The organism is Streptomyces sp. NRRL F-5135 (assembly GCF_000719775.1).
Taxonomy (GTDB): domain Bacteria; phylum Actinomycetota; class Actinomycetes; order Streptomycetales; family Streptomycetaceae; genus Streptomyces; species Streptomyces hebeiensis.
Map to the genome: position 1 here is coordinate 80,694 of NZ_JOHR01000015.1, position 26,131 is coordinate 106,824.

Below are 26,131 nucleotides of genomic sequence, written 5' to 3' on the forward strand. Positions count from 1 at the left end.
GTAACTTCCTTTCCGACCCTACTCGTGCGTAACTCGACAAGAGCACAGCTGAGATGTGGTCCGGGCCACAGGGCTGACAGACATCGCCATTTCCCTTGAGCCGCAAGGAGATCGCCGGATGCTGCCCTGGAAACGCGCGCTCGGCCCCATGGCCGCGCTGCTGCTGACCCTCACGGTGACGGTCACCCCAGCCGTGGCCGCGCCCCCCACTCCCGCTCCCGCCACCACCTCCGCGTCCGCCCCCGCCTCTGTCTCCGCCCCCGCCTCTGTCCCTGTCCCCGCTTCGGCCACCGCTTCCGCGGCGGCGCCGGACAGCGGTTGGAACGACTACTCCTGCAAGCCCTCCGCCGCTCATCCGCGGCCCGTCGTCCTCGTCCACGGCACGTTCGCCAACTCCGTCGACAACTGGCTCGGCCTCGCCCCGTACCTGGTGAACCGCGGATACTGCGTCTTCTCGCTCGACCACGGCCAACTCCCGGGCGTAGCGCTGACGTACGGCCTCGGCCCCATCGACGCCTCGGCGGCCCAGCTCGCCACGTTCGTCGACAAGGTGCTCGCGGCCACCGGCGCCGCCGAGGCCGATCTCGTCGGCCATTCCCAGGGCGGCATGATGCCGCGTTACTACCTGAAATTCCTGGGCGGTGCCGCGAAGGTGAACGCGCTGGTCGGCATCGCCCCGAGCAACCACGGCACCACCCTGCTCGGGCTGACGAAGCTGCTGAGGTACTTCCCCGGAGTGGAGGACCTGCTCAACGAGAAGACGCCCGCGCTCACCGATCAGGTGGTCGGCTCGCCCTTCCTGACCAAGCTCAACGCGGGTGGTGACACGGTCCCCGGGGTGCGCTACACCGTCATCGCCACGCGGTACGACGAGGTGGTGACCCCGTACCGGTCGCAGTTCCTGACCGGGCCCGACGTGCGCAACGTCCTGATCCAGGACCTGTGTCCGGCGGACGTGTCGGAGCACGCGGCGATCGGGCTGCTCGACAGGATCGCGTTCCACGAGGTGGCCAACGCGCTGGACCCGGCGCAGGCGACGCCGACCACGTGCGGGTCGGTGATCGGCTGAGACGGGGCGAGGCGAGACGAAATGAATGGACGATGCGGCTGCCGCCCCCCGGCGGCAGCCGCATCAGGTCCTCCCGCGTGGCCCGGACGAGGGTCAGCGACCGTGCCGGCCGGCGACGGCCGTCTTGCGGCGTACGGTCCCGAACGTCACGGCGGCGCCGAGGGCGAGGGCGGCGGCGCCACCGATCGCCAGGTAGGGAGTGGTGCCGGTGGCACCGGTCTCGGCGAGGTTCTCCGCGGAGCCGGCGGCCTGTTGCGGGGCGGGGGCGTTGGCGGAGGGGCCGTCCGAGGACGTCTCCGGCGCGTCGGCCTTCGCCTCGGTCTTCGGGTCCGTCCCGGCCTCGGCCCGCGCGGGGGAGGCGTCCTCCGCCTTCTTCGCGTTCTCATCGGACTCGGCCCCGTCGGCTCCGTGCGTCCCGGCGTGCCCGAGATCGCCCTGGCCGTTGTGTTCGACGGTGGACTTGCCGGCCCCGTCGGCGATCTCCCGGTCCGTGGGCGCTGCCGCGGCCGGCGCTTCCGCCCCCGCCGCGCCGTCCGCCGCACCGCCCGCACCCGCCGCGCCGCCGTTGTCCTGGCCGAACACGACGTCGGAGCAGGTGTAGAAGGCTTCCGGGCTGTCGGAACGCTGCCAGACGGAGTAGATGAGATGGCGGCCGGACTTGTTCGGGACGGCGCCGGTGAACACGTAGGCGCCGTTCTCCAGCGTGGGATCGGTGACCTTGAGGAAGGGCTTCTCCTCCAGGTCCGACCACTTCAGCGGCTTGGCCGGGTCGTAGCCGTCCTTGGTGACGTACAACTCGAAGGAGCCCTTGTGCGGGGCGGTGGCCTTGTAGCGGAAGGTGCGGTTGCCCGGGGACATCGGGGACGACGGCCAGTCGGCGCGGGCCAGGTCGAGACCCTTGTACTTGTCCCGGCCCGCGCTGCACAGCTTGCCGTCCGGGATCAACTGCCGGTGGTTACCGGCGGCGTTGGGGATGTTGACCTCGTTCCAGTCGTAGAACGCCTGGGTACCACTGGCCGCGACGGCGGCCTTGCAGGCGTCCGACTTCGGGCTCTCCGGACCCTCGGCGAAACAGGCGGCGACCCGGCTGACCGGGTCCGTCATCGACCCATGAGCGGCGGCGGGTGTGGCGGCGAGCCCGGTCAGCGCGACCGGAGCGAGGCCGAGGGCGAGAATCCCGGCGGCCGTGCGGCGAACGGTCATGGAACGGTTTCTCCTTCGGGAGCGGTGTGGGGGGTGTGGGGTGTGGGGGTGAGCGGCGCGCGGGCGGCATCGACGAATCCGCCGGAGCGGCAGGCGACCTCCCCGCCGCCGGGCCGCCCCGGCGTCAGCAACCTAGCCCGTCCGGACCGCGTGAATCGCCTGTTGGGAGGGGGTGGAGGCGATCCTTATGCCGCGTTTAAGGCAGGGCTAAGAACCCCCTGAGAAAAGCCCCTGGCCGGGCGGTGGAACTGACGACGGTTCGGATCGATCCGCCTCGGGTAGGGTGGATTCCGCTGGACAAGGAACGCGATCTTCAGGAGGTGGGACCGATTACCGCTGCAGCAGGTCGGGCGCTCCCCTTCCACGACCGTGCGGTCCGTCAGGCATAGGTGACCGCGGGAGCGCCCCTGGGCAATCCCGAAAGGCCAGTGGCTTCCATGCCGTCTTCACCGTCGCCGTCCCCTTCACCGCTCCCTTTCCCGTTCTCTTCTCCTCCGCTCTCTTCTCCTCCGCCCGCCGTGGTCCACGAACTCCGCGCCGCCGGCTGCGTCTTCGCCGAGGACGAGGCGCGGTTGCTCGTTTCGGCGGCCAGGAGCTCCGCCGAACTCGCCGCCATGGTGGAACGGCGTGCCGCCGGGCTGCCGTTGGAGCACGTCCTCGGCTGGGCGGAGTTCCACGGGCAGCGGTTCACCGTGGACGCCGGGGTCTTCGTGCCGCGCCGCCGTACCGAGTTCCTGGTCGACCGGGCCGCCTCGCTCGCCCGGCCCGGTGCCGTCGTCGTCGACCTGTGCTGCGGCTCCGGTGCGCTCGGCGCGGCGCTGGTCGCGGCATTGGGCCGGGCGGAACTGCACGCGGCCGACATCGACCCGGTGGCGGTGCGCTGCGCCCGCCGCAATGTCGCCGCGGCCGGGGGCCGCGTGTACGCGGGCGATCTGTACGACCCCCTGCCGGCCGAGCTGCGGGGGCGCGTCGATGTCCTGCTCGCCAACGTGCCGTACGTGCCCACCGGCGAGATCGGGCTGCTGCCCCCGGAGGCCCGGATCCACGAGGCACGGGTGGCGCTCGACGGGGGAGCGGACGGTCTCGACGTGGTGCGCCGGGTGACCGCGAGGGCGGCGCGGTGGCTGGCGCCGGGCGGTCATCTGCTGTTCGAGACGAGCGACCGCCAGACGCCGTCGGCCCTCGACGTGGTCGCGGGCGACGGCCTGGTCCCGCGCGTGGCGGTCTGCGACGAACTGGACGCCACGGTCGTCATCGGAACCAGGCCGGGTACGGACCGGCGGGACCACCCCGGCAACGGGGAGTGACCCGCCCGCCGGGCCGGGCCACCGGTTCGAGCCACCCGAGCGGGCGACCGGATCGAGCCACCGGATCGAGCCGTTGCGCGAGCGGTCGTACCGAGTGGCCGTACCGAGTGGCCGAACCGAACCGGGCCGGGCCGGGCCGGTCGCCTCGAGTCGTCGTTCTCAGATCCAGCGGTACCGGCGCTCCGGCCGCCCCGTTCCCCCGTACCGAAGGGTCACCTCCGCGCGACCCGTCTCCGCGAAGTGTTCCAGGTAGCGGCGGGCGCTCACCCGGGACAGGACGCCGGCCTCCGCGCACTCCGTGGCCGACAGACCGGCCGGGTGGGCGCGCAGGATGCTGGCGACCAGCTCGGCCGTGTGCGGCGCCAGGCCCTTGGGCAGGCTCCTGGCGCCGGGCGGGCGGGTGCCGAAGATCTGGTCCACGTCCTCCTGCCGCGCCTCGTCGAGCACCGCCAGGCGCGAGCGCAGCGACGCGACATGGCGCAGCTGCTCCTGGAGCGCCGCCCGGCTGAACGGTTTGATCAGATAGTGCAGCGCACCGGCGCGCAGCGCCGCCCGGACCACGCCCGCGTCCCGCGCCGCCGTGATGAACAGCGCGTCCACGCCCGCCCGGCCGCCGTCCCGCTCCTCCGCCGCCCGCAGCTCGCGCAGGACGGCTATCCCGTCCATGTCGGGCAGGTAGATGTCGAGCAGCACCAGGTCGGGACGGAGCCGCTCGGCCGCGCGCAGCGCCTCGCCGCCGCTGTGCGCCACGCCGACGACCGTGAAGCCGTCCGTCGCGGACACATAGCGGCTGTGCAGCTTGGCGACCATGAAGTCGTCGTCCACCACCAGCACCTTCGTCACGCCGACACGCTAGGCCGCGACCACAACGACCACAACGTCCGTTGGTTCCGGAAGAGAGACAGCTTGTTAACGCGAAGGCAACATGTGGCCCACTTCACAGATGTTTCCGGCCATGGTGCGAGTCCTGTCCGGCCGGTGTTCGCGGACCCGTGAACACCGGCCGGACAGGATCCGGAGCCGCCCTGGCCTCACCCCCCACGGCTTCCGACTCATCCAGCTCACTCTCCGAAAGGCGGCAGACGTGCGATTGCGCACCCCTCTGGCCCTGCTCGGGTCGGCGCTGCTCGTGCTGGTGGGGCCGCCGCTGCTCACGCCGCGCAGCGGTGCCGACACCGGTACGCAGATTCCCGGTCTGCGCTTCATGGTCCCCAACACACCCGGCGGCGGTTACGACATCACCGCGCGCACCCTGGCCAAGAACGCCGAGGACGCCGAAGTCACCCACAACATCGAGGTGTTCAACCTGCCCGGCGCGGGTGGCACCGTCGGACTGGCCCGCCTCGTCGGCGAGCACGGCAACGGCAAGCTCGCCATGTCGATGGGCCTGGGGGTCGTCGGCGCCGTCCACACCAACAAGTCCGCCAGCACCCTCGCCGACGCCACGCCGATCGCCCGGATCACCGAGGAGCCGGACATCGTCGTGGTCGCCAAGGACTCCCCGTACCGGACCGTCGACGACCTGATCGCGGCGTGGAAGGCCGACCCGGCCAAGGTGCCGGTCGGCGGGGGCTCCTCGCCGGGCGGGCCCGACCACCTGGCGCCGATGCTGATGGCGAAGGCCGCGGGCATCGCACCGAAGACCGTCAACTACGTGCCCTTCGACGGCGGAGGCGAACTCCTCGCCTCGATCCTCGGCGAGAAGGTCTCCTTCGGTGTCTCCGGCGTCGGCGAGTACCTCGACCAGATCGAATCGGGTGAGCTGCGGGTCCTCGCGGTCACCGGTCCCGAGCGGATCCCGGGTGTCGACGCGCCCACCCTGCGCGAGGCGGGGCTGGACACCGAGTTCACCAACTGGCGCGGAATCGTCGCACCGCCCGGCCTGTCCGGCGCGCAGCGTGACAAGCTCCTCGCCTTCTTCGAGAAGCTGCACGACTCGCCGCAGTGGAAGGAGTCCCTGAAGAAGAACGGCTGGGACGACGCCTTCCTCACCGGCGAGAAGTTCGGTGACTTCCTCGCCGAGGAGGACCACCGGGTGGACTCCGTCCTGAAGGAGCTGGGGCTGTGACGACGCCCGAACGTACGCCGGAACAGGCGACAGAACAGATGACAGGACAACCGTCCGGTGCTTCCCGCGACGGGGCGGGCCCCGGCGACGGCGCCGGTGCCCGTAACTCGGGCGGCGCTCGTGACTGGCTGCGCGAGCACTCCGAACTCGGTGTCGGTCTCCTCCTGCTCGCCCTCGGCGTCCTGGTCCTCACCGACGCCCTCACCATGAACGTCGACATCTCCCAGCGCGGCCCCGTCGGCCCCAAGACCGTCCCGGTCGTCGTCGGCATTGGCCTGCTGGTCGTCGCCGTCCTGCTCGCCCTCGACGTCCTGCGCGGCGGCCGGGGCGAGGCGGAGGGCGGCGAGGACGTCGACCTCGGCGAACCCAGCGACTGGCGCACGGTCCTGCTGCTCGCCGGAGTCTTCCTCGCCAACGCCGTCCTCATCGGCCCGCTGGGCTTTCCGATCTCCGGCGCCCTGCTCTTCTGGGGCTCGGCGTACGCGCTGGGCAGCCGCCGCCACGACCGTGACCCGGTGATCGCCGCGGTGCTCGCCCTCCTCACTTACATCGTCTTCGACCGCATGCTCGGTGTCCCCCTCCCCGGTGGCCCGCTGATGGGGGTGCTGTAACCCGATGGACTCCCTCAACTCCCTCATCGACGGCTTCGGCACGGCGCTGACGCCGATGAACCTGCTGTGGGCCGCGATCGGGGTGCTGCTCGGCACCGCGATCGGCGTGCTGCCGGGCATCGGCCCCGCCATGGCCGTCGCCCTGCTGCTCCCGGTGACGTACGGACTCGAACCGACCGGCGCGTTCATCATGTTCGCCGGCATCTACTACGGCGCGATGTTCGGCGGCTCCACCACCTCCATCCTGCTCAACACTCCCGGTGAGAGCGCCGCCGTCGTGGCGGCCATCGAGGGCAATCCGATGGCCAAGGCCGGGCGCGGCGCCCAGGCCCTGGCGGCGGCCGCGGGCGGCCACTTCGCGGGCGGCATGATCGGCACGATCCTGCTGGTCGCCCTCGCGCCGACCGTCGCGTCGCTGGCCGTGGACATCGGTGCCCCCGACTACTTCGCCATCATGGTGCTGGCGTTCATCGCGGTCACCTCCGTCCTCGGCTCCTCCCGCGTCCGCGGACTCGCCTCACTGCTCATCGGCCTCACCATCGGCATGGTCGGCCTCGACCAGATGACCGGCCAGCAGCGGCTGACCTTCGGCACGCTCCAACTCGCCGACGGCATCGACGTGGTGATCGTGGCGGTCGGTCTCTTCGCGATCGGCGAGGCCCTCTGGGTCGCCGCCCATCTCCGCCGCACCTCGGGCGAGGCGATCCCGGTGGGCCGGCCCTGGCTCGGCAAGAAGGACATACGGCGCACCTGGCGGCCGTGGCTGCGCGGACCGCTCATCGGTTTCCCGTTCGGCGCGATCCCGGCCGGCGGCGCGGAGATCCCCACCTTCCTGTCGTACGTGACCGAGAAGCGGCTGTCCAAGCACAAGGACGAGTTCGGCAAGGGCGCCATCGAGGGAGTGGCAGGGCCGGAGTCGGCGGCGTCGGCCTCGGCCGCCGGGACCCTGGTCTCGATGCTGACCCTCGGCCTGCCCACGACGGCCGTCGCCGCGGTGATGCTGGCCGCGTTCCAGCAGTACGGCATCCAGCCCGGGCCGCTCCTCTTCGAGCGCGAGCCCGAACTGGTCTGGGGCCTGATCGCCTCGCTCTTCATCGGCATGCTGCTGCTCCTCGCCCTCAACCTGCCGCTCGCGCCGGTCTGGGCCAAGCTGCTGCGCATCCCGCGCCCGTACCTCTACGCGGGGATCCTCTTCTTCGCGGCCGTCGGCGCCTACGCGGTCGGCGGGGAGGCGCTGGACCTGGTCATCCTGCTGATCATCGGTCTGATCGGGTTCGGGATGCGGCGGTACGGGCTGCCGGTGCTGCCGGCCGTGATCGGCGTCATCCTGGGCCCGGCCGCGGAGCAACAGCTGCGGCGCGCCCTCCAGATCAGCGACGGCAGCGTCACCGGGCTGGTGAACACGCCGTTCTCGGTGACGGTGTACGCCGTGATCGTGCTGCTGCTCGCCTGGCCGGGCGTACGGAAGCTGATCGCACGCGGACGTGGGCGCGGCGGTGACGGTGACGGCGGGAACGAGAGCGGCGGCGACCGTGACGGTGACCGCCGTGAGGTGACGGCCTGAAATCAGCCGTGGCCGGGCAGGGCCCCTGGCCTGCCCGGCCACGGCCGCCGACCGGTCCCTCACCCCGCGGCGGCCGGGTGAGGGACCGGTCCGTTGTCAGTGGTGGCTGCCACCATCGGGACATGACGACGACCGACTGGAACGCCGCGGCCGACTCCTTCGACGAGGAGCCCGATCACGGACTGCGGGACCCCGCGGTCCGCGCAGCGTGGGCGGCGCGGATGGCGGACTGGCTGCCGCGGGGGCCCGCCCGGGTGCTCGACCTCGGGTGCGGTACGGGCAGCCTCGCCCTGCTCGCCGCCGAGCGGGGGCACGAGGTGACGGCCGTGGACCTCTCGCCGAGCATGGCCGAGCGGGCACGCGCCAAGCTCGCCGGGACCGGCGCGCATGTCCTGGTCGGGGACGTGACCCGGCCGCCCGTGGGGGAGCGGGCCTTCGACGTCGTTCTGGCCCGGCATGTGCTGTGGGCGCTGCCCGACCCCGAGGCCGCGCTGTGGCACTGGTCCTCTCTCCTGGGGCCGGGCGGCCGGTTCGTGCTGGTCGAGGGGGTGTGGTCCGGCGCGGGCCTGTCGGCGGCCCGGCTCACCGCAGCGCTCGCCCCGTTCACCGAGCGAGTGCACCAGGAGCGTCTGTCGGGCGATCACGCGCTCTGGGGGCGGCCCGTGGACGACGAGCGGTACGCGCTGATCGCCCGCGTGGCCCCGCGACGGCGGCACGCGGAGGTGATCGACGTGCACCTCGTCCTGCGCCGGGGCGACGAGGTGCTGCTGGCCCGGCGCAGTGGCACGGGGTACGGGGACGGTCTGTTGAACAGCCCCTCGGGGCATGTGGAGGACGGCGAGGACGTCCGTGCGGCCATGGTCCGCGAGGCGTTCGAGGAGATCGGTGTCGCGCTGAAGCCGGAGGAGCTGCGGGTCGCCCTGGTGATGCAGCACCGAGGGCCCGGCGGGCAGCCGCGGACCGGCTGGTTCTTCGAGGCGGGCCTCGACGCGGCGGCCGAGCCGGGCGACGAGCCGTACAACAAGGAGCCGCACAAGTGCTCCGGTCTTTCCTGGCACCCGCTGGACGCGCTCCCGGACGACATGGTCGCCTACTGCCGCGCGGGTCTCGAGGCGTACCGCGCGGGCGAGCGCTTCGTCCTCCACTGGCACGAGGACGACGACGCGATCGCCCACGCCCCGCGGGGCCCCGACCGCTCGATTCCGCTGCCCGCCACGGCCGTGCCCACGACAACGAACACGACCGCGACCACGGCACCGGACACGAACACGGCACGGGACACGACCACGGGAGGTCCGCGGAGGCCGGCCTGACGGGGCCCGGGCCTACTGGAGCCCGCGCGGAGCCCGCTCGACCTGTCGTGATCCGGCCACCCGAGGCGGGTATCGCCCGGGGCGGGCGGGCCGTGAGGGAGAATCGGGGCGTGACCCTGAAGATCGTGATCGACCCGGCTGTCCCGACCGCTCCGTACGAGCAGCTGCGCAGCCAGATCTCCACCCAGGCCCGCAAGGGAGCCCTGCCGGTGGGGTACAAACTCCCCACCGTCCGGGGCCTGGCCGAGGAACTGGGCCTGGCCGCCAACACCGTCGCCAAGGCGTACCGCGCGCTGGAGACGGACGGTGTGATCGAGACGCGGGGCCGGAACGGCACGTTCATCGCCGCCGCCGGGGAGGCCGCCGACCGGGAGGCCGCGGCCGCCGCGCGGGCGTACGCGGAACGCGCGCGACGCCTGGGCCTGGGCAGGGCCGCCGCGCTGGCCGCCGTGGAGGACGCGGTGCGGGCAGTCTACGCGAAGTGAGACGACCGGGGCCGGAGACGCCGACCCGTGTCAGAGGTACAGACCCGCGTCCGCCCCCGGGTACTGGGCCGGGACCGACGCCGGGCCGGTGCCGCGCCGCAGCGCGTACAACTCGGCCAGCGTGGCGCCCTCGCGGCCGACCGACTCCTCCCACTCGCCGTTCTCCCCGGTCCCGTTCAGCCAGCTCAGCGCCTCCGCGCGGGTCAGTGAGCCGACCTCGATCCTGGCCAGGCAACGGCCGGGCCGGACCACCGCGGGGTGCAGCCGCTCCAGGTCCTCGTTGGTCGTCACACCCACCAGGACGTTCCTGCCCTGTCCGAGCAGGCCGTCGGTGAGATTCAGCAGCCGCGACAGCGCCTGTCCCGCCGTGTGCTTGGCCTCGCCGCGGATCAGCTCGTCGCAGTCCTCCAGCAGCAGGAGCCGCCACCGGCCCTTGGCGGAGCCCTCGTCCTCACCGATCGCGATGTCCATCAGGTAGCCGACGTCGTTGAACAGCCGCTCCGGGTCCAGTACGCAGTCGACCTGGCACCAGTCGCGCCACGAGCGGGCCAGCGTGCGCAGCGCGGAGGTCTTGCCCGTGCCGGGCGGACCGTGCAGCAGGAGCAGCCGGCCCGCGATGTCGTCGGGTGTCACCTTCATCAGCCGGTCCATCGCGTCGGCCACCGGCGCGGTGTAGTTCGGCCTGACCTCGTCCCACGCGCCGGCGGTGATCTGCCGGGTGGTGCGGTGCGGACCGCGCCGGGGCGAGACGTACCAGAACCCCATGGTCACGTTGTCCGGCTGCGGTTCCGGCTCGTCCTGCGCGCCGTCGGTCGCCTGCTGGTGGACCTTCTCGGCGAGCTCGGGGCTGACGGCGGTGACGGTGACGTCCGCGCCCCGGTTCCAGCGGGAGACCAGCAGCGTCCAGCCGTCGCCCTCGGCGAGCGTCGCGCTGCGGTCGTCGTCCCGCGCGGAACGCAGCACGGTGGCGCCGGACGGCAGCAGGGTCGCGCCCGACCTGACGCGGTCGATGGTGGAACTGTGGCTGTACGGCTGCTCGCCCGTCGCGAAGCGGCCGAGGAACAGCGCGTCGACCACATCCGACGGTGAGTCGCTGTCATCGACGTTGAGCCGGATCGGCAGTGCGTCCTGTGGGTTGGCAGACATGTCGCCCATGATCCGGCACGGGGACGGCCGATGCACGGTGTTTTGCCCTGTGGCGACGAGGGACGGGGCGCACGGTGGGGGCGGCGGCCCCGGCGGCCCGTGCGCTCGCGCACCGCCTTCCCCACCCGGCTCCCGCGCCGGACCTGCCGGCCCCACTGGGCCTGCCGGATCTGCCGGCCCGCCGTACCCGTGTGGCGCGCGGGCGACGGCGGCTCATGGCCCGCACGGCGGAGGCCCGGACGCGCCACGGACCGTCGGGCGACCGCCGCACCCGTCGGTGCGGGGCCCGTGGCCCGCGCGGCCCCGGACCCCGCCCGCGGCGTCACGCCCGCGTGCCCCGGAGCAGCGAGCCGGCCAGCGCGGTGGCCCTGCGTGTGCGGCGTACGACCGCGTAGCCCTTGGTCAGGGCCCGGTCGGTGACGAAGTGGCGGGCCAGGGCGCGTCCCTCCACCAGGTGGGCGAACTCCCCGATGCCCGTCGTACGGCGGACCGTCATCCGGCGCAGGGCGTGCGGACCCTGCCGGTGGCGTGCCAGGTCGTTGCCCACCGCCACGGACTGGGTGAAGCCCGCCGCCCGGACCGCGTCGCGCACCCGTCGGCTGGAGTAGCCGTACGGGTACGCGAACGAGACGGGCGGCGTGCCCAGCTCCGCCGCGACGATCTCCCGACAGCGGCGGACCTCGAAGCCGAGCCGCAGGCCGTCGAGCTGGTCCAGTTGGGGATGCGTATGGCTGTGACCGCCGATCTCGACGCCGGCCGAGGCCAGTTCACGCACCTGGCCCCAGTCGAGCATCGCGTCCGGCGCCCGGCCCTCGTCGTACCGCCCCCGCAGCCACGCCGTCGAGACGAAGACCGTGGCCGGGAAGCCGTACGAGGCGAGCAACGGAAGGGCGTGCCGGTGCACGCCCTCGTACCCGTCGTCGAAGGTGATCAGCACCGGCCGCACCGGCAGTCCGCCCCCCGTCCGCCAGGCATCGGCCAGCGCCCGGGTCGTCAGTGGAGTGAACCCCCGCTCGTGCAGGACCCCCATCTGCTCGGCGAAGGCGCCGGGTGTCACGGACAGCCCGTACGTCGGGGCCGCCGGCCGGTCTCCGACGGCGTGGTACATGAGGACCGGCACGGCCCTCGCCCCCGCCGAGGCCTCCGGGGCCCGCGCGATCCCCGAGTCCCCCGGCCCCGACCCTGACCGTGCCCCCGGCCCCGGCGTTCGGTCCCGGCTCACACCACCGCCTCCCGCCCGTTCCGTGAGCTCTCGTCCCGTGAGCCTTCGCCCCGGGAGCCCGCGCCTTCCGGTACCGACCACTCGATCGGGCCCGACGAGAACGTCACGCCCCCGCCACGCGTGCGGAAGCGCCCCACCGCGTATCCGGCGGCCGCCGCCATCACCCCCGTGACGATCGCACCGGCGCGGCCCAGTCCGTCCGCACTCCCGCGCAGCGCGTCGCGCACTCCGCGCGCGATGCCCGCCGGGAGCACGCGGGTGGTGTAACGACGCTCGGACTCCAGGCCCTTGGCCGCTCCCACGCTCCGGGCGACCAGCGCCTTGGACAGGCCCTCGGCGTAACTGCGAGCCCGTAGGTAGCGGAAGCGTTCACGGTCGGCGGGCACCGCGTGGTGGATCACCGCCCGGTCGTCGATCAGCAGCACCGCGTCCGGCACGGCCGCGGTGAGCCGGATGCACAGCTCCGTCTCCTCGCAGCCCAGCGGACGCCCGTCGCCCTCCCGCCGGCCGATGCCCGTGGCGAACCCCCCGGCCGTGACGAACGCCGAGCGCCGGAACGAGGCGTTCCCGCCGAGGACGTTACGGACGCGCACCCGGCCCGCGGGCAGGCCCCGGTACGTACAGCCGACGACCCAGTCGAACTCCTCCGGGAACCAGCCGGGCCGGTGCCCCGACGACCAGGCCGGTACCGTACGGCCGCCGACCGCGAGCACCCGGGGGTCCTCGTACGCCTCGTCGAAGTACCGCAGCCAGTCGGGTTCCGCCACCGCGTCGTCGTCCAGGAACGCCACCAGTTCGCCGCGAGCCGCGGCGATCCCGGTGTTGCGGCCCGCGGAGAGGCCGCGGGGCCCCGCGTTGGCGAGGACCCGCACCTCCCCGCGCGCCGTGAGCCGCCGGTACTCCCGGCGGAGCCGCGCCAGCAGCGCGGCGTTGTGGTCCACCACGAGCAGGATCTCCAGTGCCGGCAGCGACTGCCGCGCCACGGACTCGACCGCCGCGCGGATGGCGTCCCAGCGTTCCTCCGTGTAGACGCAGATCACCACCGAGAAGGGCCGGTGGTGCCTCCGCGGGTTCGGTGCGTTCATGACGCCCCGCCTCCCGGCACCGAGATCCGGAGCGCCGGTCCCACCGGCCGACGGCGCGCCGACCGGGGAACACCCCTCTCCTTGAGGATCACCCTGAGCACCCGCAGACCGTCCCGGACCGCCCTGAGGTTGCTGACCCCGTGGATCCGGTCGTACTCGTGGCTCGGTATCTCCTGCACCTTCAGGCCCGCCTTGACCACACGTATGTTCATCAGCGTCTCGACCTCGAACCCGGTGCAGTCCAGGGTGATCTTGTCCAGGCAGTGCCGCCAGAAGGCGTTGTAGCCGTAGCAGAGATCGGTGTAACGGGCGCCGAACTTCGCGTTGACGACGGCGCACAGCACCCGGTTGCCGAGCTTGCGGATCGCCGTCATGTCGTCCGTACCGCCGCCGTTGGCGAAGCGCGAGCCCTTGGCGAAGTCCGCGCCCGAGACCAGCGCGGAGACATAACTGACGATCTCCCGGCCGTCCGCCGAGCCATCCGCGTCGATCATGACGATGATGTCACCGGTGCAGGCGGCGAACCCGCTGATCAGGGCATCCCCCTTGCCCTTGCCGCGCTGGCCGACGACCTTGATGCCCGGCCACAGGTCACGGGCGACCTGGACGGTGTCGTCACTGGACCGCCCGTCCACCAGGACGACTTCGTGGATCCACTCGGGCAGCGTTCTGAAGACGTACGGAAGGTTCCGCGCCTCGTTCATCGCGGGGATCACCACGCTCACCGGCGGGGCGATCGCGAGGTGCGAGGAGACGGGCCGGTACCGCACGGGTAACCGGCCGGCGACGCCGGCGCCGCCCGCCCCGGTCGGTATGGTCAACGGATCTTCGCCCGGCACCGCCGGGCGCACGGAAGCGCTCACGAGTCTGGTTCCCTCTCGTCCGGTGGACCGCCCGCCCCCGGGCGGTCCGATGATGTTTCCGGTTCGAAAGGGGGGTCCTCACCCCGGTCATGACGGCATGGAACTCCGTACCGGACAGGTGGTGAGCTGAAGAACTGGCCGCGCGGCACGCGACTCGGCACTGTGTGCGCATCGTGCGGTCACCGAGCACGGCACCCCCCTACCGCGCCCCGCCCCGGAAGTCATCCGCATGTGCCCCGGCTCTCCCCAAGAGCCGCCGCGCATGATGTTCCAATGCGGGTGGATGTACGACGGTATTGATGATTAGGACTGTATGACAAGGCTTGGAACATCACCCCGCTTTTCGCGGCTTTGGCCATACTTCTACGGTCCTACCCGGAACCTCCCGGCGCGCGTGCGGGTGTGACGCCGTGTCCGTGACGGAGTGCGCGTCGTCTCTCCGTTCGCTCCCTCACCCCGCCCCTCCTTCACTGTTTCTCCGCACTCCTGCCTCATGTCTCCCCGAAACGGACCCGACGCGTTCCGTTCCGGTGAACGCGCCCCGCTGCTACCAAAGTTGAGGCAGAGATCCTGCCGAAGGAGAGGTTCGGTTCCATGAAACTGTCCCGCTTCACGGTCTTCTCGTCCTCGCTCCTCCTCGGCGCCGTGCTCGCTCTCACCGGAGCGGCCTCGGCGCACGCGGCACCGTCCGCCGACTCGGCGGCGGCCGTCGACTACGTGGCCCTGGGCGACTCGTACTCCTCGGGCGTCGGCGCGGGCGCCTACGACAGCGCGAGCGGTGCCTGCAAGCGCACGCCCCGCGCGTATCCGGCGCTGTGGGCGGCGGCGCATTCACCCGCGACGTTCGCCTTCACCGCGTGCGGCGGTGCTCGTACGGGTGATGTGACCGCCGGTCAGCTCGCACCGCTCGGCGCCGCCACCGACCTGGTCAGCATCACGATCGGGGGCAACGACGCCGGGTTCTCCGACGTCATGACGACCTGTGTGCTCCAGTCCGAGGCCGCCTGTCTCGCCCGGATCGACCAGGCCCGCTCGTACGTCGACAGCACCCTGCCCGGCAACCTCGACGCCGTGTACTCCGCCATCAGATCCAAGGCTCCGTCGGCCAGAGTCGTCGTCCTCGGCTACCCGCGCTTCTACCAGGTCCCCGGCACCTGCTCCGTCGGGCTGAGCGAACGGAAGCGCACGGCGATCAACAACGCGGCCGACCACCTCAACACGGCGACCGCCAAGCGGGCCGCCGATCACGGCTTCACCTTCGCCGGGGTGGCCGGGGCCTTCACCGGTCACGAGATCTGCTCCAGCTCGGCCTGGTTGCACAGCGTGAACTGGCTCGACATCGGCGAGTCGTACCACCCCACCGCCGCCGGTCAGTCCGGTGGCTATCTGCCGGTCTTCACCTCGGCCGCGTGAGCCGGGCTCGGCGGCCCCGTCCGACGGGGCCGTACCGGCCGGCTCCCGGGCGTCCGGCGCGGGCGGCCCCCGACTCTCCCGAAGTGTCCAACTCGCCCTGAAAAAGCATGGATCCGAATACGGTCAAGGTTCCCCGTACGGGTGTGCTTGGCCCCGGAGGCGGGATACACGAGTGTCGCGCGGGGGAGATAGGGTTAATCTGCCCGGGCCGGGTGCCTCGTTACGGGTGGGGAGTGAAATGGAACGGATAACAGTGCACAGCAGGGCGCGAATCCCTGCGATCACCTGCGGTAACAGCGCGACCAGTACGCGCCTCGACCGTCATCTCGCGGTGCTCGGCGGTCCCGCCGTCCCGCAGCGGGAGACGGCCGAGGCGACGCTGCTGATGCGTGAACTGACCACGCAGGACAGGGTGGGCGGTCACCGGAGCAGGAGCGCGCGTGTCTCGCTCTTCGCGCCGTTGCGCCGTCTGCGCCGCTCGCTGTTCGGCAGCCGCGGCTGACCCTGTACGGCCGTCCGTACGCGGAAGGGCGTAGTCGTCGTACTCCGTCCATGTCATCCACGTACTGACGCTCGAACGCACTACGTCGTTCGAACGCGCTCGGGTGGTCACATCGTCCGGCGCAGTGCCGCACCGCACACGTCCCCACGGCCCGCGGCGGTGCGCCGGAGTGACTCCCGAGCGCGGTAATTCCTCGTAGAGCGGTGGCCCCCGGCCGGTCGATCCCACTCCCCGACACCGGCCTCGGCCACCGCTTTCACTCGTTCTCGGTCCGTCCTCGTCCCGGCCCGCTCCCGCTCGTCGTCGCCTCTGACGTCACTTCGCGCCGGTGGCGTACCGTCGCACGGCCAGTGGTACGAACAGTACGAGGAGTAGCAGCGACCAGAGGACGGATCCGGCCACCGGGTGGGCCACGGGCCAGGCGGCGTCCGCGGCCGGCGCCGCGTTGCCGAAGAGGGCCCGTACGCCCATGGAGACGGCGGAGATCGGGTTCCACTCGGCGACCGTCCTGAGCCATCCCGTCATCCCCTCCGTGGGGATGTAGGCGTTGGACAGCAGGGGCAGGATGAAGGTCGCGGCACCCAGTTGACCAGCGGCTTCCTCGTTGGCGACGAGCAGCCCCAGATAGGTGCCGACCCAGTTGGCGGCGAACCGGAAGATCATCAACAGCCCAATGGCGCCAAGGGCGTCGAGCGCTCCGCCCTCGATCCGCCACCCCACCGCGAGTCCCACGAGAAGCAGCGGAATCAGCCCGACGGCGGTCGTGATCAGGTCCGCCAGGGTCTGTCCGAGGGGCACCGCCGCCCTGCTCATCGGCATTGTCCTGAACCTGTCCATGATCCCGCGCTGGGCGTCGTGCGATGCCTGGAACATCCCGGTCATGATCCCCCCGGCGGCCGTCGAGGCGAGCAGACCGGGTACGAGATAGGCGCGGTACTCGGTGCCCGGCATCGCCAGCGCGCTGCCGAAGACATAGCCGAAGAACAGCAGCATGGTGATCGGCATGGTCTGGGTCAGGAGCACCACGCCCGGCGCGTGCCTGATCCGCCTCAGGTGCCGGCCGAGGACGGCTCCGCTGTCGTACGCCACCGTGCTCATGCCGCGAGCCCCTTCCGGTTCGTCAGCCGCAGGAACACCTCGTCCAGCGTCGGCGGACGCAGACTCACGTCGATGACGGGCACGCCTGCCGCGTCCAGCTCCCGCACGATCCGGGGCAGGGTGAGCGCCGGGTCCGTCGCCACCGCGCCCACGGTCCTGTTCTCCCGGTGGAGCACGGGCTCCGCGCCGGTGAGGTGGTCGAGCACGCCCGCCGCCGCGACCAGGGCCGCCTGGGTGGCGGCCTCCGTCCGCTCCTCGGCGAGGACGACCTCCGCGTACGCCCCGATCCGGCCCTTGAGCTCGGCCGGGCTGCCGCGGTGGGCGGCCCGGCCCCGGTCGATCAGCACGATGTCGTCGGCCAGTCGGTCGGCCTCCTCCAGGTACTGGGTGGTCAGCAGGACCGTGGTGCCCGCGGCGGCGAGTTCGCGCACGGCCGCCCAGATCTGGTTCCTGCTGTGCGGGTCGAGCCCGGTGGTCGGCTCGTCCAGGAAGAGCACCCGGGGCCGGGTGAGCAGGCCGGCCGCCAGGTCGAGGCGGCGCCGCATGCCGCCGGAGTAGGTGCGGGACACCCGGTCGGCGGCCTCCGTCAGCTCGAAGCGTTCCAGCAGTTCGTCGGCGCGCGCCCGGCCGGCCCCGCCCCTGATGCCGAGCAGCCCGGCGAACAGCCGCAGGTTCTCGCGGCCGGTCAGTTCGCCGTCCACGGCGGCGTACTGACCGGTGACGCCGATCGCGCGGCGTACCGCGCCCGGGTCGCGGACGACATCGTGCCCGGCGACCAGGGCGGTGCCGGAGTCGGGGGAGACGAGGGTGGTCAGCACCCGGACGGCCGTGGTCTTGCCCGCGCCGTTCGGGCCGAGGACCCCGCAGACCGTGCCCTCGGCGACGGCCAGATCCAGCCCGCGCAGGGCGTGGACCTCACCGAATCTCTTTGTCAGGCCTTCACTATGTACGGCGTACGTAGTTGTCATGCGGTCCACCGTAGCGCACTACGTACGTCGTACGTAACTAGGATGGTGGGCGAGGTGATGATCCATGGCACGGCGACCCGCCGAACCCGAGGTGATCTGGGACCGGCCGCAGCGCGCGACCCGCGGCCCGCGGCCCGCGTACACGCGTGCCGACATCGCGGCCGCGGCCGTCCGGATCGCGGACGAGGGCGGCCTCGACGCCGTCACGATGCGGCACGTCGCCGCCGAGCTGGGCTGCGCCACGATGTCGCTGTACAACTACGTGCCGCGCAAGGAGGACCTGTACGAGCTGATGGTCGACCTGGTCGGCGGGGAGTACGCGCTGCCGGACAAGCCGTCGGGACACTGGCGCGCGGACCTGACCGACCTCGCCCGCCAGGCGCGGGCGATGATGCACCGGCACCCCTGGGTGCCCCGGCTGATGTCACCGGTCTACGGATTCAGCCCCAACGCGCTGGCGTACCTGGAGTACGCGCTGAGCTGCCTGGACGGCCTGGAGGGGACGTACGGCGCGAAGCTGGAGCTGGTGGCGATGGTCAACGGCCTGGTCACCGCCTATGTGGCCAACGAACTCGCCACCGCCGAGCGCGACCGCTCGCTGCCCTGGCCGCCGGAGCGCGAACACGCCGTGCGCTCGGCCTACTTGGGGCGCGCACTCGCGTCGGGCCGCTATCCGCGCCTGGCCGCGTCCCTCGTGGAGAACGAGGGCCCGATCGATCTGGACGGGGCCTTCGACCGGGCGCTGGAGCGGCTGCTGAACTCGTTCGAGAAGACGTTGGGAGGGACGGACGGGCCCGGCGGCTCGGAGGGTACGGGCGGCTCGGACGGCTCGGGCGGCTCGGGCGGGGCCGGGGCCTGAGCGGCCGTGCGACCCGACCGTGGCCGTGACCCCAGGGGAGGGGCTCTCCTTACGGGGCGGGGCCGGGCCGGGCGGCCCGCGCACGCGGCGTGGCGACAGCGGCGGGACCTGCCGCGCTCGGGCCGTCGGGCCCGCCCGCCCCGACAGCGCTACAAGAGGGCGAACTGGCCGTCCGGGCCCTCCTCGTGGTGGTCGAGCACGGACGCGGGCCGCCGGGCCGAGGCCGGAACCGGCAGGACACCCGCCGCGCGCAGCTCGGCGCTGGTGATCCGGGCCCCGGACGCGCCGTCGCCGGGACCGGCGCCGTCCGGGCGCAATCGGCGCATGAGGGCGCCGAGTTCCGCGCGCGACTCCGCGAGCAGGGCCAGCACAGTGATCAGTTCGAGCAGGTCGGAGGTCCACTCCTGCGGCCACGCCGAGGGCCGGATCCCGGCCAGGGACCCCGGCCGGGCCGGAGCCGTACGGCGCTCGAACCACAGCTCCAGCACCCGTACCCCGCCCACCCGGAAGTCCCAGGCCCCGGCCGGTACGGGCGAGACGCGGCCGGCTCCGAGACACAGGGCCTCGTCGTCGGGGTCGTACGTGATCGTCTCCGGGCGGGCCGGGACGGCAGCACGTACGTACGGCCGTCGGCCGCCGGGCAGCCGGGGGCGCTCGCCGCCGCGCGCCCCGCGAAGCTGGATCCCGGTCATCCGGCGCCCCAGTTCGACGCCGGTCGCCCAGAGGCCGGGGTCGGCGGGCAGGGGCACCACACAGCCCGCCGGGGAGGCGACGGCGGCGGCCACGGCCCACGCGAGCACCGCGTCGGCGGTGACCTCGTGGCCGTACCGCCCGGACAGTACGCCGGTCAGTCCGGGGGCGAGGTTCGGCTCGACGCCACCGGGGCGGCGGTAGAGGGGGCGGATCCGGCCGGGCCGGCCGGCGGGGGAGCGGCCGTCCGGCAGCGGCGCGCTCACCAGCAGGGCGGGGCCCACGGCCTGGGGCACGTACCCCTGCTCGACGGCGAACAGCTGGTGGTCGTCGCCGACACGCCACAGCTCGGGGCGCGCGGCGTCGATGAGCCGGTGGTCGGGGATCAGCCACTGCTCGTCGAACGGTCCGTGCCGCACCCGAACGGGCCTCGGGCACCGTCCCTCTTCCCGTACGAACCGTCCGGTCCCGGTGGCGTGGCCCGGCAGCGCGGCGACCGCGGTGTGCTGCGTACGGTGCCGGCTCGGCTCGAACAGAGCGTCGCGTTCGTCGCCGCGCGCGCGTACGAGCCGGTCCCACCGGGCGGTGAGGGAACCGGCGTCCGGCGCGAGCACCCAGCTCCGTCCGAAGCGCAGCGGAGCGACCGACCACGGCATCAGATCGCCCAGCAGGGGAGCGTCCGAGAGCGGCCCTTCCGTCATACGGACGGTCCTTCTGTCATGCGGACGGTCCTCCCCGTCACTTTCTGCCCCTCTGCCCCTCTGTCTCTTCGCCCGGTGGCCTCCGCCGCATCGTAACCATAGGGGGCCCGGCCGGGGCCAGGGCGGCCGGGCTTCACCCGTGCGGGCCGCCGCTCGGTTCGCCTGCGCGGGCCGCCGCCCGAGCCTTCATGCCTGAGCCTTCGCGTGCCCGGGCCGTCGCCACCGAGCCTTCGCGTGTGCCCGGACCGCGGCGCCCGAGTCGTCGCTCAGGCCCCGACCGAGCCGCCGGGATCCGCCTCGACCGTCACCGAGAACGCGAACCGGTCCCCTCGGTAGCGGATCCGCGCCACATCCACCACCCGGCCGCCCTCGTCGTACGTCACCCCCGTGTAGTGCAGGATCGGGCTCAGCAGCGGGACCCCCAGCAGCTCCGCCGTCACCGGGTCCGCCAGCCGCGCCTCCACCGTGTCCGTGATGCGGCTGATTCGTATGCCCACCGCGTCGCGCAGCACCTTCGTCATCGGCCAGCGCTCCAGGTCCGTCACGTCGAGGCCCGCCGCCACGTCCGGACGGACGGCGTTCTCCGCCCAGTTGACCGGCTCGTCGCTCTCGCCGTCACGGCGCAGCCGCCGGTAGGTGACGACCTCGTCGTACCCCGGGAAGTGCTCCGCCAGTTCACCGGGCACCGGGGCCGGGCCATGGCCGAGGACCGTCGTCCGCTCGCCCGACTGCTGGGCCACCACCGCGTCGATCGAGCCCAGCAGCCGACGCGGGGCGCCGCGCCGCGTGCCCGGTTCGATGAACGTGCCGCGCCGCCGGTGCCGGCTGATCAGACCTTCCTCCTCCAGCTCCTTCAGCGCCTGACGCATCGTCAGCACACTGACGCCGTAGTGCTCGGCGAGCCGTTCCTCCGTCGGCAGCCGCAGGGGGTCCTCCGGCCGCCGGCCGAGTATGGAGGCGCGCAGCGACTGCGATACCTGGTACCAGAGCGGCAGCTTGCGGTTCAGGACCAGCGAGTCGGGGGCGAAGGCGGTCACCGGGGAGCCTTGAAATTCCGCTCGATCCCCTCCCAGACGGTGTCGTACGCACGCTGCCGGTGCTCCGCCCCGGCCGCCTGCTCCGTCACCGTCACCGGCCAGCGCGTCTCGAACATGAAGGCCAGCCCGTCGTCGATCTTCTGCGGTCGCAGTTCGGCCGTGCTCGCCCGCCGGTAGGTCTCCCGGTCCGGCCCGTGCGCCGACATCATGTTGTGCAGCGACCCGCCGCCCGGCACGAACCCCTCCGCCTTCGCGTCGTACGCGCCCTCGATCAGCCCCATGTACTCGCTCATCACGTTGCGGTGGAAGTACGGCGGCCGGAACGTGTCCTCCCCGACCAGCCAGCGCGGCGCGAAGACGACGAAGTCCACGCCCGCCAAGCCGGGCGTGTCGGACGGCGAGGTCAGCACGGTGAAGACCGACGGGTCCGGGTGGTCGTAGCTGATCGACCCGATGACATTGAAGCGGCGCAGATCGTAGACGTACGGCACGTGGTTGCCGTGCCAGGCCACGACGTCGAGCGGGGAGTGGTCGTACGTGGCGGCCCACAGGTTCCCGCAGAACTTGTTCACGACCTCCGTCGGCCGCTCGACGTCCTCGTACGCGGCGACGGGCGCGAGGAAGTCCCGGGCGGCGGCCAGGCCGTTGGCCCCGATCGGGCCGAGGTCGGGCAGGGCGAACGGTCTGCCGTAGTTCTCGCACACATAGCCCCGCGCGGTCCCGTCCAGCGGCTCCACCCGGAAGCGCAGCCCGCGCGGGATCAGCGCGATCTCGCCGGGGCGCGCGGCGAGCAGGCCCAGTTCGGTGCGGAGCAGCAGACCGCCGCGCTCGGGGACGATCAGCAGCTCGCCGTCGGCGTCGCTGAACACCCGGTCGGTCATGGGAGAGTTGGCGTGGTAGAGGTGCACCGCCATGCCCTCCCGGCGCGTCGCGTCCCCGTTGCCGCCCAGCGTCCACAGCCCGGCCAGGAAGTCGGTGCCGGGCGCCGGCTCCGGCAGCGGGTCCCAGCGCAGCCGGTTGGGGTCGGGGACCGTCTCCGTGAAGGGCGCGCCGCGCAGTGCGCCGTTGTCGATCCGTACGAACGGCGGGTGCGCGGCCGACGGGCGGATGCGGTAGAGCCACGACCGCCGGTTGTGGGCGCGGGGCTCGGTGAAGGCGGTGCCGCTCAGCTGTTCGGCGTACAGCCCGAGCGGTGCGCGCTGGGGGGAGTTGCGGCCGAGCGGCAGCGCGCCCGGGACGGCCTCGGAGCTGTGTTCGTTGCCGAAGCCGGGTGAGTGTGCCAGGCCCTCGGCCGCCTTCCGCGCCTGTTCGATACCCGTCGCATGCCCGGCCGTCGCGTGGCTGTCGGTCGCGTCGCTGCCGGTCACGACGCCTTTGTCGATGCCGCTCATGGGGTCGTCCGCTCCTGATCGAGAGTCAATGAATCCTATGCTGAACCGTAGGATTGTCGGCCCGGGGCGTCAACGATCCACGCGGGGTCCCCGAACACTCCCGGCCGCCGGGCCGTCGCCCCCGACCCCCTCGTGACCTGGGGTTTTGCTCGTATTGCTCACGTGTCAACATCTTGTTAACGCGCTGAAACCGGCCCTAACGTCATCCGGACCGCCGTGCCAGGCGGAAGTTCAAGGGTGAACGTGAGGGGCCCCATGCTGACAATCCTCGGCTTTGTCATGATCGCCACCTTCTTGGTGTTGATCATGATGAAGAAGATGTCGCCGATCGCGGCGCTCGTGCTCATACCGGCACTCTTCTGCGTAATCGTGGGACAGGGCGGGCAACTGGGCGACTACGTCCTCAAGGGGGTCGGCGACCTCGCCCCCACGGCGGCGATGCTGATGTTCGCCATCGTCTACTTCGGTGTGATGATCGATGTCGGCCTGTTCGATCCGATCGTCCGGGGCATCCTGCGCTTCTGCAAGGCCGACCCCATGCGGATCGTGGTCGGCACGGCCGTGCTCGCCGCGATCGTCTCGCTGGACGGCGACGGCTCCACGACGTTCATGATCACCGTCTCCGCGATGTATCCGCTCTACAAGCGGCTCGGCATGAGCCGGGTCGTGATGACCGGTGTCGCCGCCACGGCGAACGGCGTGATGAACACACTCCCGTGGGGCGGCCCGACCGCCCGCGCGGCCACCGCGCTCAAGGTCGACGCCGGTGATGTGTTCGTCCCGATGATCCCGGCGCTCGCCGTGGGCCTGCTCGCCGTCTTCCTGCTCGCGTACGTCCTCGGCCTCCGGGAGCGCAAGCGCCTGGGCATGCTGACGCTCGACGAGGCGCTGGAGACCGAGGCCGGGACGGTCGGCGGGGCCGGCGGCGTCGGGTCCGTGACGGAGCGCACGGAGCAGGTGCTGGTCAAGGCGGGCAGCACCACGACGGCGGGCGGCGGAACGGGCACGGGCAAGAGCGCGGGCAAGGGCGGCGGCTCGGGTGCCGGTACGGCCGGCGGCTCCGGTGACGCGGACGGTACGACCGGCGCTGACGGTGCGGGCAGTGCTCACGGTTCTCACGGTGCTGACGGGACGAGCGGCCCGGGCGGCCCGGGCGATTCGGGCTTCCAGGGGCTCGACCCCAACAGGCCCACCCTGCGCCCCCGTCTCTACTGGTTCAACGCGGCCCTGACCATCGCCCTGCTCACCGCGATGATCATGGAGCTGCTGCCGATCCCGGTTCTCTTCCTCCTCGGCGCGGCGCTCGCGCTCACCGTCAACTTCCCGAACATGGCGGACCAGAAGGCCCGGATCGCCTCCCACGCCGACAACGTCCTCAACGTCTCCGGCATGGTCTTCGCCGCCGCCGTCTTCACCGGCGTCCTCACCGGCACCGGCATGGTCCAGCACATGGCGGACTGGCTCGTCGGCGCCATCCCCGAGGGCATGGGCCCGCACATGGCCCTCGTCACCGGTGTGCTGAGCATCCCGCTCACGTACTTCATGTCCAACGACGGCTTCTACTTCGGCGTCGTGCCCGTCCTCGCCGAGGCCGGCGCGGCCCACGGCGTCTCCCCGCTGGAGATCGCGCGCGCCTCCCTGGTCGGCCAGCCGCTGCACATGTCGAGCCCGCTCGTGCCCGCCGTGTACGTCCTCGTCGGCATGGCCAAGGTCGAGTTCGGCGACCACACCAAGTTCACCGTGAAGTGGGCGGCGCTCACGTCGCTGGTGGTGCTCGGCGCCGGACTGTTGTTCGGCATCATCTGACGATGTGATGAAGCGCGATGGGAAACAAGTGCCCGGTGGGGCGAGTGCGGGGTCGGGCGCGGGGTCGAGCGGCGGTATGAGAAGAGGGAGAGGACCGGGGAGGAAGCCGGGACGAGGCTGGCTCCTCCGCCTGGTCATCGCCTTCGCGTTCGCCCAGTGCGCGGTGTCGATGGCGCGGCCCGCGACCGCCTACCGGGCCCTCGGCGTGGGAGCGGACGAACGTGCCGTCGGTGTGATCGCCGGCGCGTACGCGCTGCTGCCGCTCTTCGCCGCCGTGCCGCTCGGCCGCAGGACCGACCGGGGCCGGTGCGCGCCGCTGCTGGTCGTCGGTGTCGTCCTGATATCGGCGGGGTGCGCGCTCAGCGGCCTCGCGGGCTCGCTCGCCTCCCTCGCCGTCTGGAGCGGTGTGATGGGGCTCGGCCATCTCTGCTTCGTCATCGGCGGCCAGTCGATCGTCGCCCGCCGCAGCGCGCCGGAGGACCAGGACCGCAACTTCGGTCACTTCACCATCGGCGTCTCGCTGGGACAGCTCATGGGCCCGGTCGCGGCCGGGCTGTTCGTCTCCGGCCAGGGCGACGAGATGGCCCGCACGAGCGCCCTCGCCCTGCTGGCCGCCGCCGCGACGGGCGCCGTGGCCTGCACCTCGCTCTGGCGGATCGAGGACCGTACGGCGGTGTGGGGAGCCGCTTCCGAACCGTCCGGCAAGGCCCCCGTCCTGGGCATCCTGCGCACCCGGGGCGTGGGCGCGGGCATCTTCATCAGCCTGGCCGTGCTCTCCGCGACGGACGTCCTCACCGCGTACCTGCCGGTGATCGGCGAGGAGCGCGGCATCGCCCCGGGCGTGGTCGGCCTGCTGCTGAGCCTGCGCGCGGCGGCCACCATCGCCTGCCGCCTGGTGATGACCCCGATGCTCCGCCTGCTCGGCCGTACGGTCCTGCTCACCGTCACGTGCCTGACCGGCGGGCTGCTGTGCGCGGGTATCGCCCTGCCGGTGCCCGTGTGGGCGCTGGCCGTGATGCTGTCGGCGCTGGGGTTCTGCCTCGGGGTGGGCCAGCCGCTGTCGATGACGACGGTCGTACGGGCCGCCCCCGACGGCGCCCGCTCCACCGCCCTGGCCCTCCGCCTCACCGGCAACCGCCTGGGCCAGGTGGCGGCCCCCGCCTCGGCCGGACTGGTCGCCGGCCTGGTGGGCACGGCCGCGCCCTTCGTGATGCTGGGGGTGCTGTTGCTGATGGCGGGAGTCCTGGGAGCGCGAGGACCGGGCCGTACGGGGACGGACGAAACGGAGGACGCCGGTACGGAGAGGCGCGACGCGGAGGGCGCCGGTACGGGCGACGTCGGTACGGAGGGGTCCGGCACTGTCGGGCCGCCGGGACGACCGGTGATCTGACGCCTCTTGCGTGAGGCGTTGCGTCAAGCGGTACCGCACGCGCGGGACCTGCCGTACGCGCGGTGAGAGGCAGGTCGTAGGCCGACGAGGTGCCCAGGTCCTCGCCGTCCCACGTCACGACGCGGGTCGTACGCGGCCGGCCAGGGGGCTGCAGGACGCCGCGAACGAGCCGGGCCTCCCCGCTCCCCGTTCCGGCGAGTGGCGCGCACACGAAGTGCAGAAGCCGCGCCATGATTGCCCGGTGTGCCTCGGCCATGTCCCCTGCTTCGCCGAGGGGCTGCTCACGGTCGGCCTCTCCGGGTTTCACACCGTGCTCCAAGGGTTGACCGCCGGTGAGTCC

General features: G+C 72.4%; 23 protein-coding genes. 12 read left to right on the top strand and 11 right to left on the bottom strand.

All coding sequences use genetic code 11. The features are described 5' to 3' along the window. The first annotated feature begins 118 nt into the window (after nt 1–118). Nucleotides 119–1,069, top strand: coding sequence for an esterase/lipase family protein (locus IG02_RS0125715; RefSeq protein WP_030752772.1), 951 nt, complete (start codon nt 119–121; stop codon nt 1,067–1,069). A 93-nt stretch (nt 1,070–1,162) separates the two neighbouring features. Here the strand turns inward: IG02_RS0125715 and IG02_RS0125720 are convergent, their stop codons facing one another. Further along, on the bottom strand, nt 1,163–2,272 hold the full coding sequence (locus IG02_RS0125720) for a lytic polysaccharide monooxygenase auxiliary activity family 9 protein (RefSeq protein WP_030752775.1): 1,110 nt from the start codon (nt 2,270–2,272) through the stop codon (nt 1,163–1,165). A 437-nt stretch (nt 2,273–2,709) separates the two neighbouring features. On the opposite strand from IG02_RS0125720, the gene IG02_RS0125725 reads away from it, so the two are divergent. Next, entirely contained in the window at nt 2,710–3,579 is an 870-nt protein-coding gene (locus IG02_RS0125725) for a putative protein N(5)-glutamine methyltransferase (protein WP_078854819.1), read from the top strand. 159 nt (nt 3,580–3,738) lie between these two features. Here the strand turns inward: IG02_RS0125725 and IG02_RS0125730 are convergent, their stop codons facing one another. Next, on the bottom strand, nt 3,739–4,422 hold the full coding sequence (locus tag IG02_RS0125730) for a response regulator (protein ID WP_030752780.1): 684 nt from the start codon (nt 4,420–4,422) through the stop codon (nt 3,739–3,741). A 241-nt stretch (nt 4,423–4,663) separates the two neighbouring features. Between IG02_RS0125730 and IG02_RS0125735 the strand changes: the two genes are divergently transcribed. The 5 genes from IG02_RS0125735 to IG02_RS0125755 all read left to right on the top strand — a co-directional run bounded on the left by IG02_RS0125735 (nt 4,664) and on the right by IG02_RS0125755 (nt 9,620). Next, entirely contained in the window at nt 4,664–5,647 is a 984-nt protein-coding gene (locus IG02_RS0125735) for a Bug family tripartite tricarboxylate transporter substrate binding protein (protein ID WP_030752782.1), read from the top strand. A gap of 38 nt (nt 5,648–5,685) precedes the next feature. Further along, on the top strand, nt 5,686–6,258 hold the full coding sequence (locus IG02_RS0125740; RefSeq protein ID WP_030752786.1) for a tripartite tricarboxylate transporter TctB family protein: 573 nt from the start codon (nt 5,686–5,688) through the stop codon (nt 6,256–6,258). Nucleotides 6,259–6,262: 4 nt separating this feature from the next. Continuing rightward, entirely contained in the window at nt 6,263–7,822 is a 1,560-nt protein-coding gene (locus IG02_RS0125745; RefSeq protein WP_051765737.1) for a tripartite tricarboxylate transporter permease, read from the top strand. Between the two features lie 122 nt (nt 7,823–7,944). After that, a complete protein-coding gene (locus IG02_RS0125750) occupies nt 7,945–9,135 on the top strand; it encodes a methyltransferase domain-containing protein (RefSeq protein WP_078854821.1) in 1,191 nt (396 codons plus the stop codon). Nucleotides 9,136–9,245: 110 nt separating this feature from the next. Then, nucleotides 9,246–9,620 carry a GntR family transcriptional regulator gene (locus tag IG02_RS0125755; RefSeq protein WP_030752796.1) on the top strand — a complete coding sequence of 125 codons (375 nt, stop codon included), beginning with the start codon at nt 9,246–9,248 and terminating at the stop codon, nt 9,618–9,620. 30 nt (nt 9,621–9,650) lie between these two features. Here IG02_RS0125755 and IG02_RS0125760 read toward each other — a convergent pair whose 3' ends face one another. The 4 genes from IG02_RS0125760 to IG02_RS0125775 all read right to left on the bottom strand — a co-directional run bounded on the left by IG02_RS0125760 (nt 9,651) and on the right by IG02_RS0125775 (nt 13,936). Further along, nucleotides 9,651–10,766 (bottom strand): DUF5925 domain-containing protein, encoded by a 1,116-nt coding sequence (locus IG02_RS0125760; RefSeq protein WP_030752798.1) that lies wholly within the window; start codon nt 10,764–10,766, stop codon nt 9,651–9,653. A 322-nt stretch (nt 10,767–11,088) separates the two neighbouring features. Next, complete coding sequence (locus IG02_RS0125765; protein ID WP_030752801.1) at nt 11,089–11,874, bottom strand: polysaccharide deacetylase family protein; 786 nt, start codon at nt 11,872–11,874, stop codon at nt 11,089–11,091. Between the two features lie 110 nt (nt 11,875–11,984). After that, nucleotides 11,985–13,073 carry a glycosyltransferase family 2 protein gene (locus IG02_RS0125770; RefSeq protein ID WP_030752803.1) on the bottom strand — a complete coding sequence of 363 codons (1,089 nt, stop codon included), beginning with the start codon at nt 13,071–13,073 and terminating at the stop codon, nt 11,985–11,987. Continuing rightward, on the bottom strand, nt 13,070–13,936 hold the full coding sequence (locus tag IG02_RS0125775; protein WP_030752805.1) for a glycosyltransferase family 2 protein: 867 nt from the start codon (nt 13,934–13,936) through the stop codon (nt 13,070–13,072). The genes IG02_RS0125770 and IG02_RS0125775 overlap by 4 nt, the downstream gene beginning before the upstream one ends. A 594-nt stretch (nt 13,937–14,530) precedes the next feature. Here IG02_RS0125775 and IG02_RS0125780 point away from each other — a divergent pair. Continuing rightward, nucleotides 14,531–15,349 carry an SGNH/GDSL hydrolase family protein gene (locus IG02_RS0125780; protein WP_030752808.1) on the top strand — a complete coding sequence of 273 codons (819 nt, stop codon included), beginning with the start codon at nt 14,531–14,533 and terminating at the stop codon, nt 15,347–15,349. Between the two features lie 238 nt (nt 15,350–15,587). Continuing rightward, nucleotides 15,588–15,851 (top strand): hypothetical protein, encoded by a 264-nt coding sequence (locus IG02_RS0125785; RefSeq protein WP_030752811.1) that lies wholly within the window; start codon nt 15,588–15,590, stop codon nt 15,849–15,851. Nucleotides 15,852–16,166: 315 nt separating this feature from the next. Here the strand turns inward: IG02_RS0125785 and IG02_RS0125790 are convergent, their stop codons facing one another. Next, a complete protein-coding gene (locus IG02_RS0125790) occupies nt 16,167–16,949 on the bottom strand; it encodes an ABC transporter permease (protein WP_030752813.1) in 783 nt (260 codons plus the stop codon). After that, entirely contained in the window at nt 16,946–17,917 is a 972-nt protein-coding gene (locus tag IG02_RS0125795; RefSeq protein WP_030752814.1) for a daunorubicin resistance protein DrrA family ABC transporter ATP-binding protein, read from the bottom strand. The genes IG02_RS0125790 and IG02_RS0125795 overlap by 4 nt, the downstream gene beginning before the upstream one ends. Nucleotides 17,918–17,981: 64 nt before the next feature. Between IG02_RS0125795 and IG02_RS0125800 the strand changes: the two genes are divergently transcribed. Continuing rightward, the gene (locus IG02_RS0125800) at nt 17,982–18,776 is read left to right on the top strand and encodes a TetR/AcrR family transcriptional regulator (protein ID WP_078854822.1); all 795 of its coding nucleotides are present in this window, start codon (nt 17,982–17,984) and stop codon (nt 18,774–18,776) included. Between the two features lie 149 nt (nt 18,777–18,925). On the opposite strand, the gene IG02_RS0125805 is transcribed toward IG02_RS0125800, so the two are convergent. The 3 genes from IG02_RS0125805 to hmgA form a co-directional block, all read right to left on the bottom strand. Then, nucleotides 18,926–20,167, bottom strand: a complete 1,242-nt coding sequence (locus IG02_RS0125805; RefSeq protein WP_030752819.1) for a type ISP restriction/modification enzyme — start codon at nt 20,165–20,167, stop codon at nt 18,926–18,928. Nucleotides 20,168–20,433: 266 nt separating this feature from the next. Next, nucleotides 20,434–21,204, bottom strand: a complete 771-nt coding sequence (locus tag IG02_RS0125810) for a GntR family transcriptional regulator (RefSeq protein ID WP_030752822.1) — start codon at nt 21,202–21,204, stop codon at nt 20,434–20,436. Continuing rightward, nucleotides 21,201–22,595, bottom strand: coding sequence for a homogentisate 1,2-dioxygenase (hmgA, locus tag IG02_RS0125815; protein WP_078854823.1), 1,395 nt, complete (start codon nt 22,593–22,595; stop codon nt 21,201–21,203). Before hmgA ends, IG02_RS0125810 begins: the two co-directional genes overlap by 4 nt. A 255-nt stretch (nt 22,596–22,850) precedes the next feature. Between hmgA and IG02_RS0125820 the strand changes: the two genes are divergently transcribed. Continuing rightward, nucleotides 22,851–24,401, top strand: coding sequence for a CitMHS family transporter (locus tag IG02_RS0125820; protein WP_030752828.1), 1,551 nt, complete (start codon nt 22,851–22,853; stop codon nt 24,399–24,401). Nucleotides 24,402–24,477: 76 nt separating this feature from the next. Further along, nucleotides 24,478–25,791 carry an MFS transporter gene (locus IG02_RS0125825; protein ID WP_078854824.1) on the top strand — a complete coding sequence of 438 codons (1,314 nt, stop codon included), beginning with the start codon at nt 24,478–24,480 and terminating at the stop codon, nt 25,789–25,791. Nucleotides 25,792–26,131: the final 340 nt, after the last annotated feature.

Excerpts from the sequence above, each read along its gene's own strand:
- IG02_RS0125765 (WP_030752801.1), bottom strand. The coding sequence starts at position 11,874 with ATGTACCACGCCGTCGGAGACCGGCCGGCGGCCCCGACGTACGGGCTG.
- IG02_RS0125820 (WP_030752828.1), top strand. The coding sequence starts at position 22,851 with ATGCTGACAATCCTCGGCTTTGTCATGATCGCCACCTTCTTGGTGTTG.
- IG02_RS0125760 (WP_030752798.1), bottom strand. The coding sequence starts at position 10,766 with ATGTCTGCCAACCCACAGGACGCACTGCCGATCCGGCTCAACGTCGAT.
- IG02_RS0125790 (WP_030752813.1), bottom strand. The coding sequence starts at position 16,949 with ATGAGCACGGTGGCGTACGACAGCGGAGCCGTCCTCGGCCGGCACCTG.
- hmgA (WP_078854823.1), bottom strand. The coding sequence starts at position 22,595 with ATGAGCGGCATCGACAAAGGCGTCGTGACCGGCAGCGACGCGACCGAC.
- IG02_RS0125745 (WP_051765737.1), top strand. The coding sequence starts at position 6,263 with ATGGACTCCCTCAACTCCCTCATCGACGGCTTCGGCACGGCGCTGACG.
- IG02_RS0125780 (WP_030752808.1), top strand. The coding sequence starts at position 14,531 with ATGAAACTGTCCCGCTTCACGGTCTTCTCGTCCTCGCTCCTCCTCGGC.
- IG02_RS0125800 (WP_078854822.1), top strand. The coding sequence starts at position 17,982 with ATGGCACGGCGACCCGCCGAACCCGAGGTGATCTGGGACCGGCCGCAG.
- IG02_RS0125715 (WP_030752772.1), top strand. The coding sequence starts at position 119 with ATGCTGCCCTGGAAACGCGCGCTCGGCCCCATGGCCGCGCTGCTGCTG.
- IG02_RS0125785 (WP_030752811.1), top strand. The coding sequence starts at position 15,588 with ATGGAACGGATAACAGTGCACAGCAGGGCGCGAATCCCTGCGATCACC.
- IG02_RS0125740 (WP_030752786.1), top strand. The coding sequence starts at position 5,686 with ATGACAGGACAACCGTCCGGTGCTTCCCGCGACGGGGCGGGCCCCGGC.
- IG02_RS0125725 (WP_078854819.1), top strand. The coding sequence starts at position 2,710 with ATGCCGTCTTCACCGTCGCCGTCCCCTTCACCGCTCCCTTTCCCGTTC.
- IG02_RS0125825 (WP_078854824.1), top strand. The coding sequence starts at position 24,478 with ATGAGAAGAGGGAGAGGACCGGGGAGGAAGCCGGGACGAGGCTGGCTC.
- IG02_RS0125805 (WP_030752819.1), bottom strand. The coding sequence starts at position 20,167 with ATGACGGAAGGGCCGCTCTCGGACGCTCCCCTGCTGGGCGATCTGATG.
- IG02_RS0125795 (WP_030752814.1), bottom strand. The coding sequence starts at position 17,917 with ATGACAACTACGTACGCCGTACATAGTGAAGGCCTGACAAAGAGATTC.
- IG02_RS0125750 (WP_078854821.1), top strand. The coding sequence starts at position 7,945 with ATGACGACGACCGACTGGAACGCCGCGGCCGACTCCTTCGACGAGGAG.
- IG02_RS0125720 (WP_030752775.1), bottom strand. The coding sequence starts at position 2,272 with ATGACCGTTCGCCGCACGGCCGCCGGGATTCTCGCCCTCGGCCTCGCT.
- IG02_RS0125770 (WP_030752803.1), bottom strand. The coding sequence starts at position 13,073 with ATGAACGCACCGAACCCGCGGAGGCACCACCGGCCCTTCTCGGTGGTG.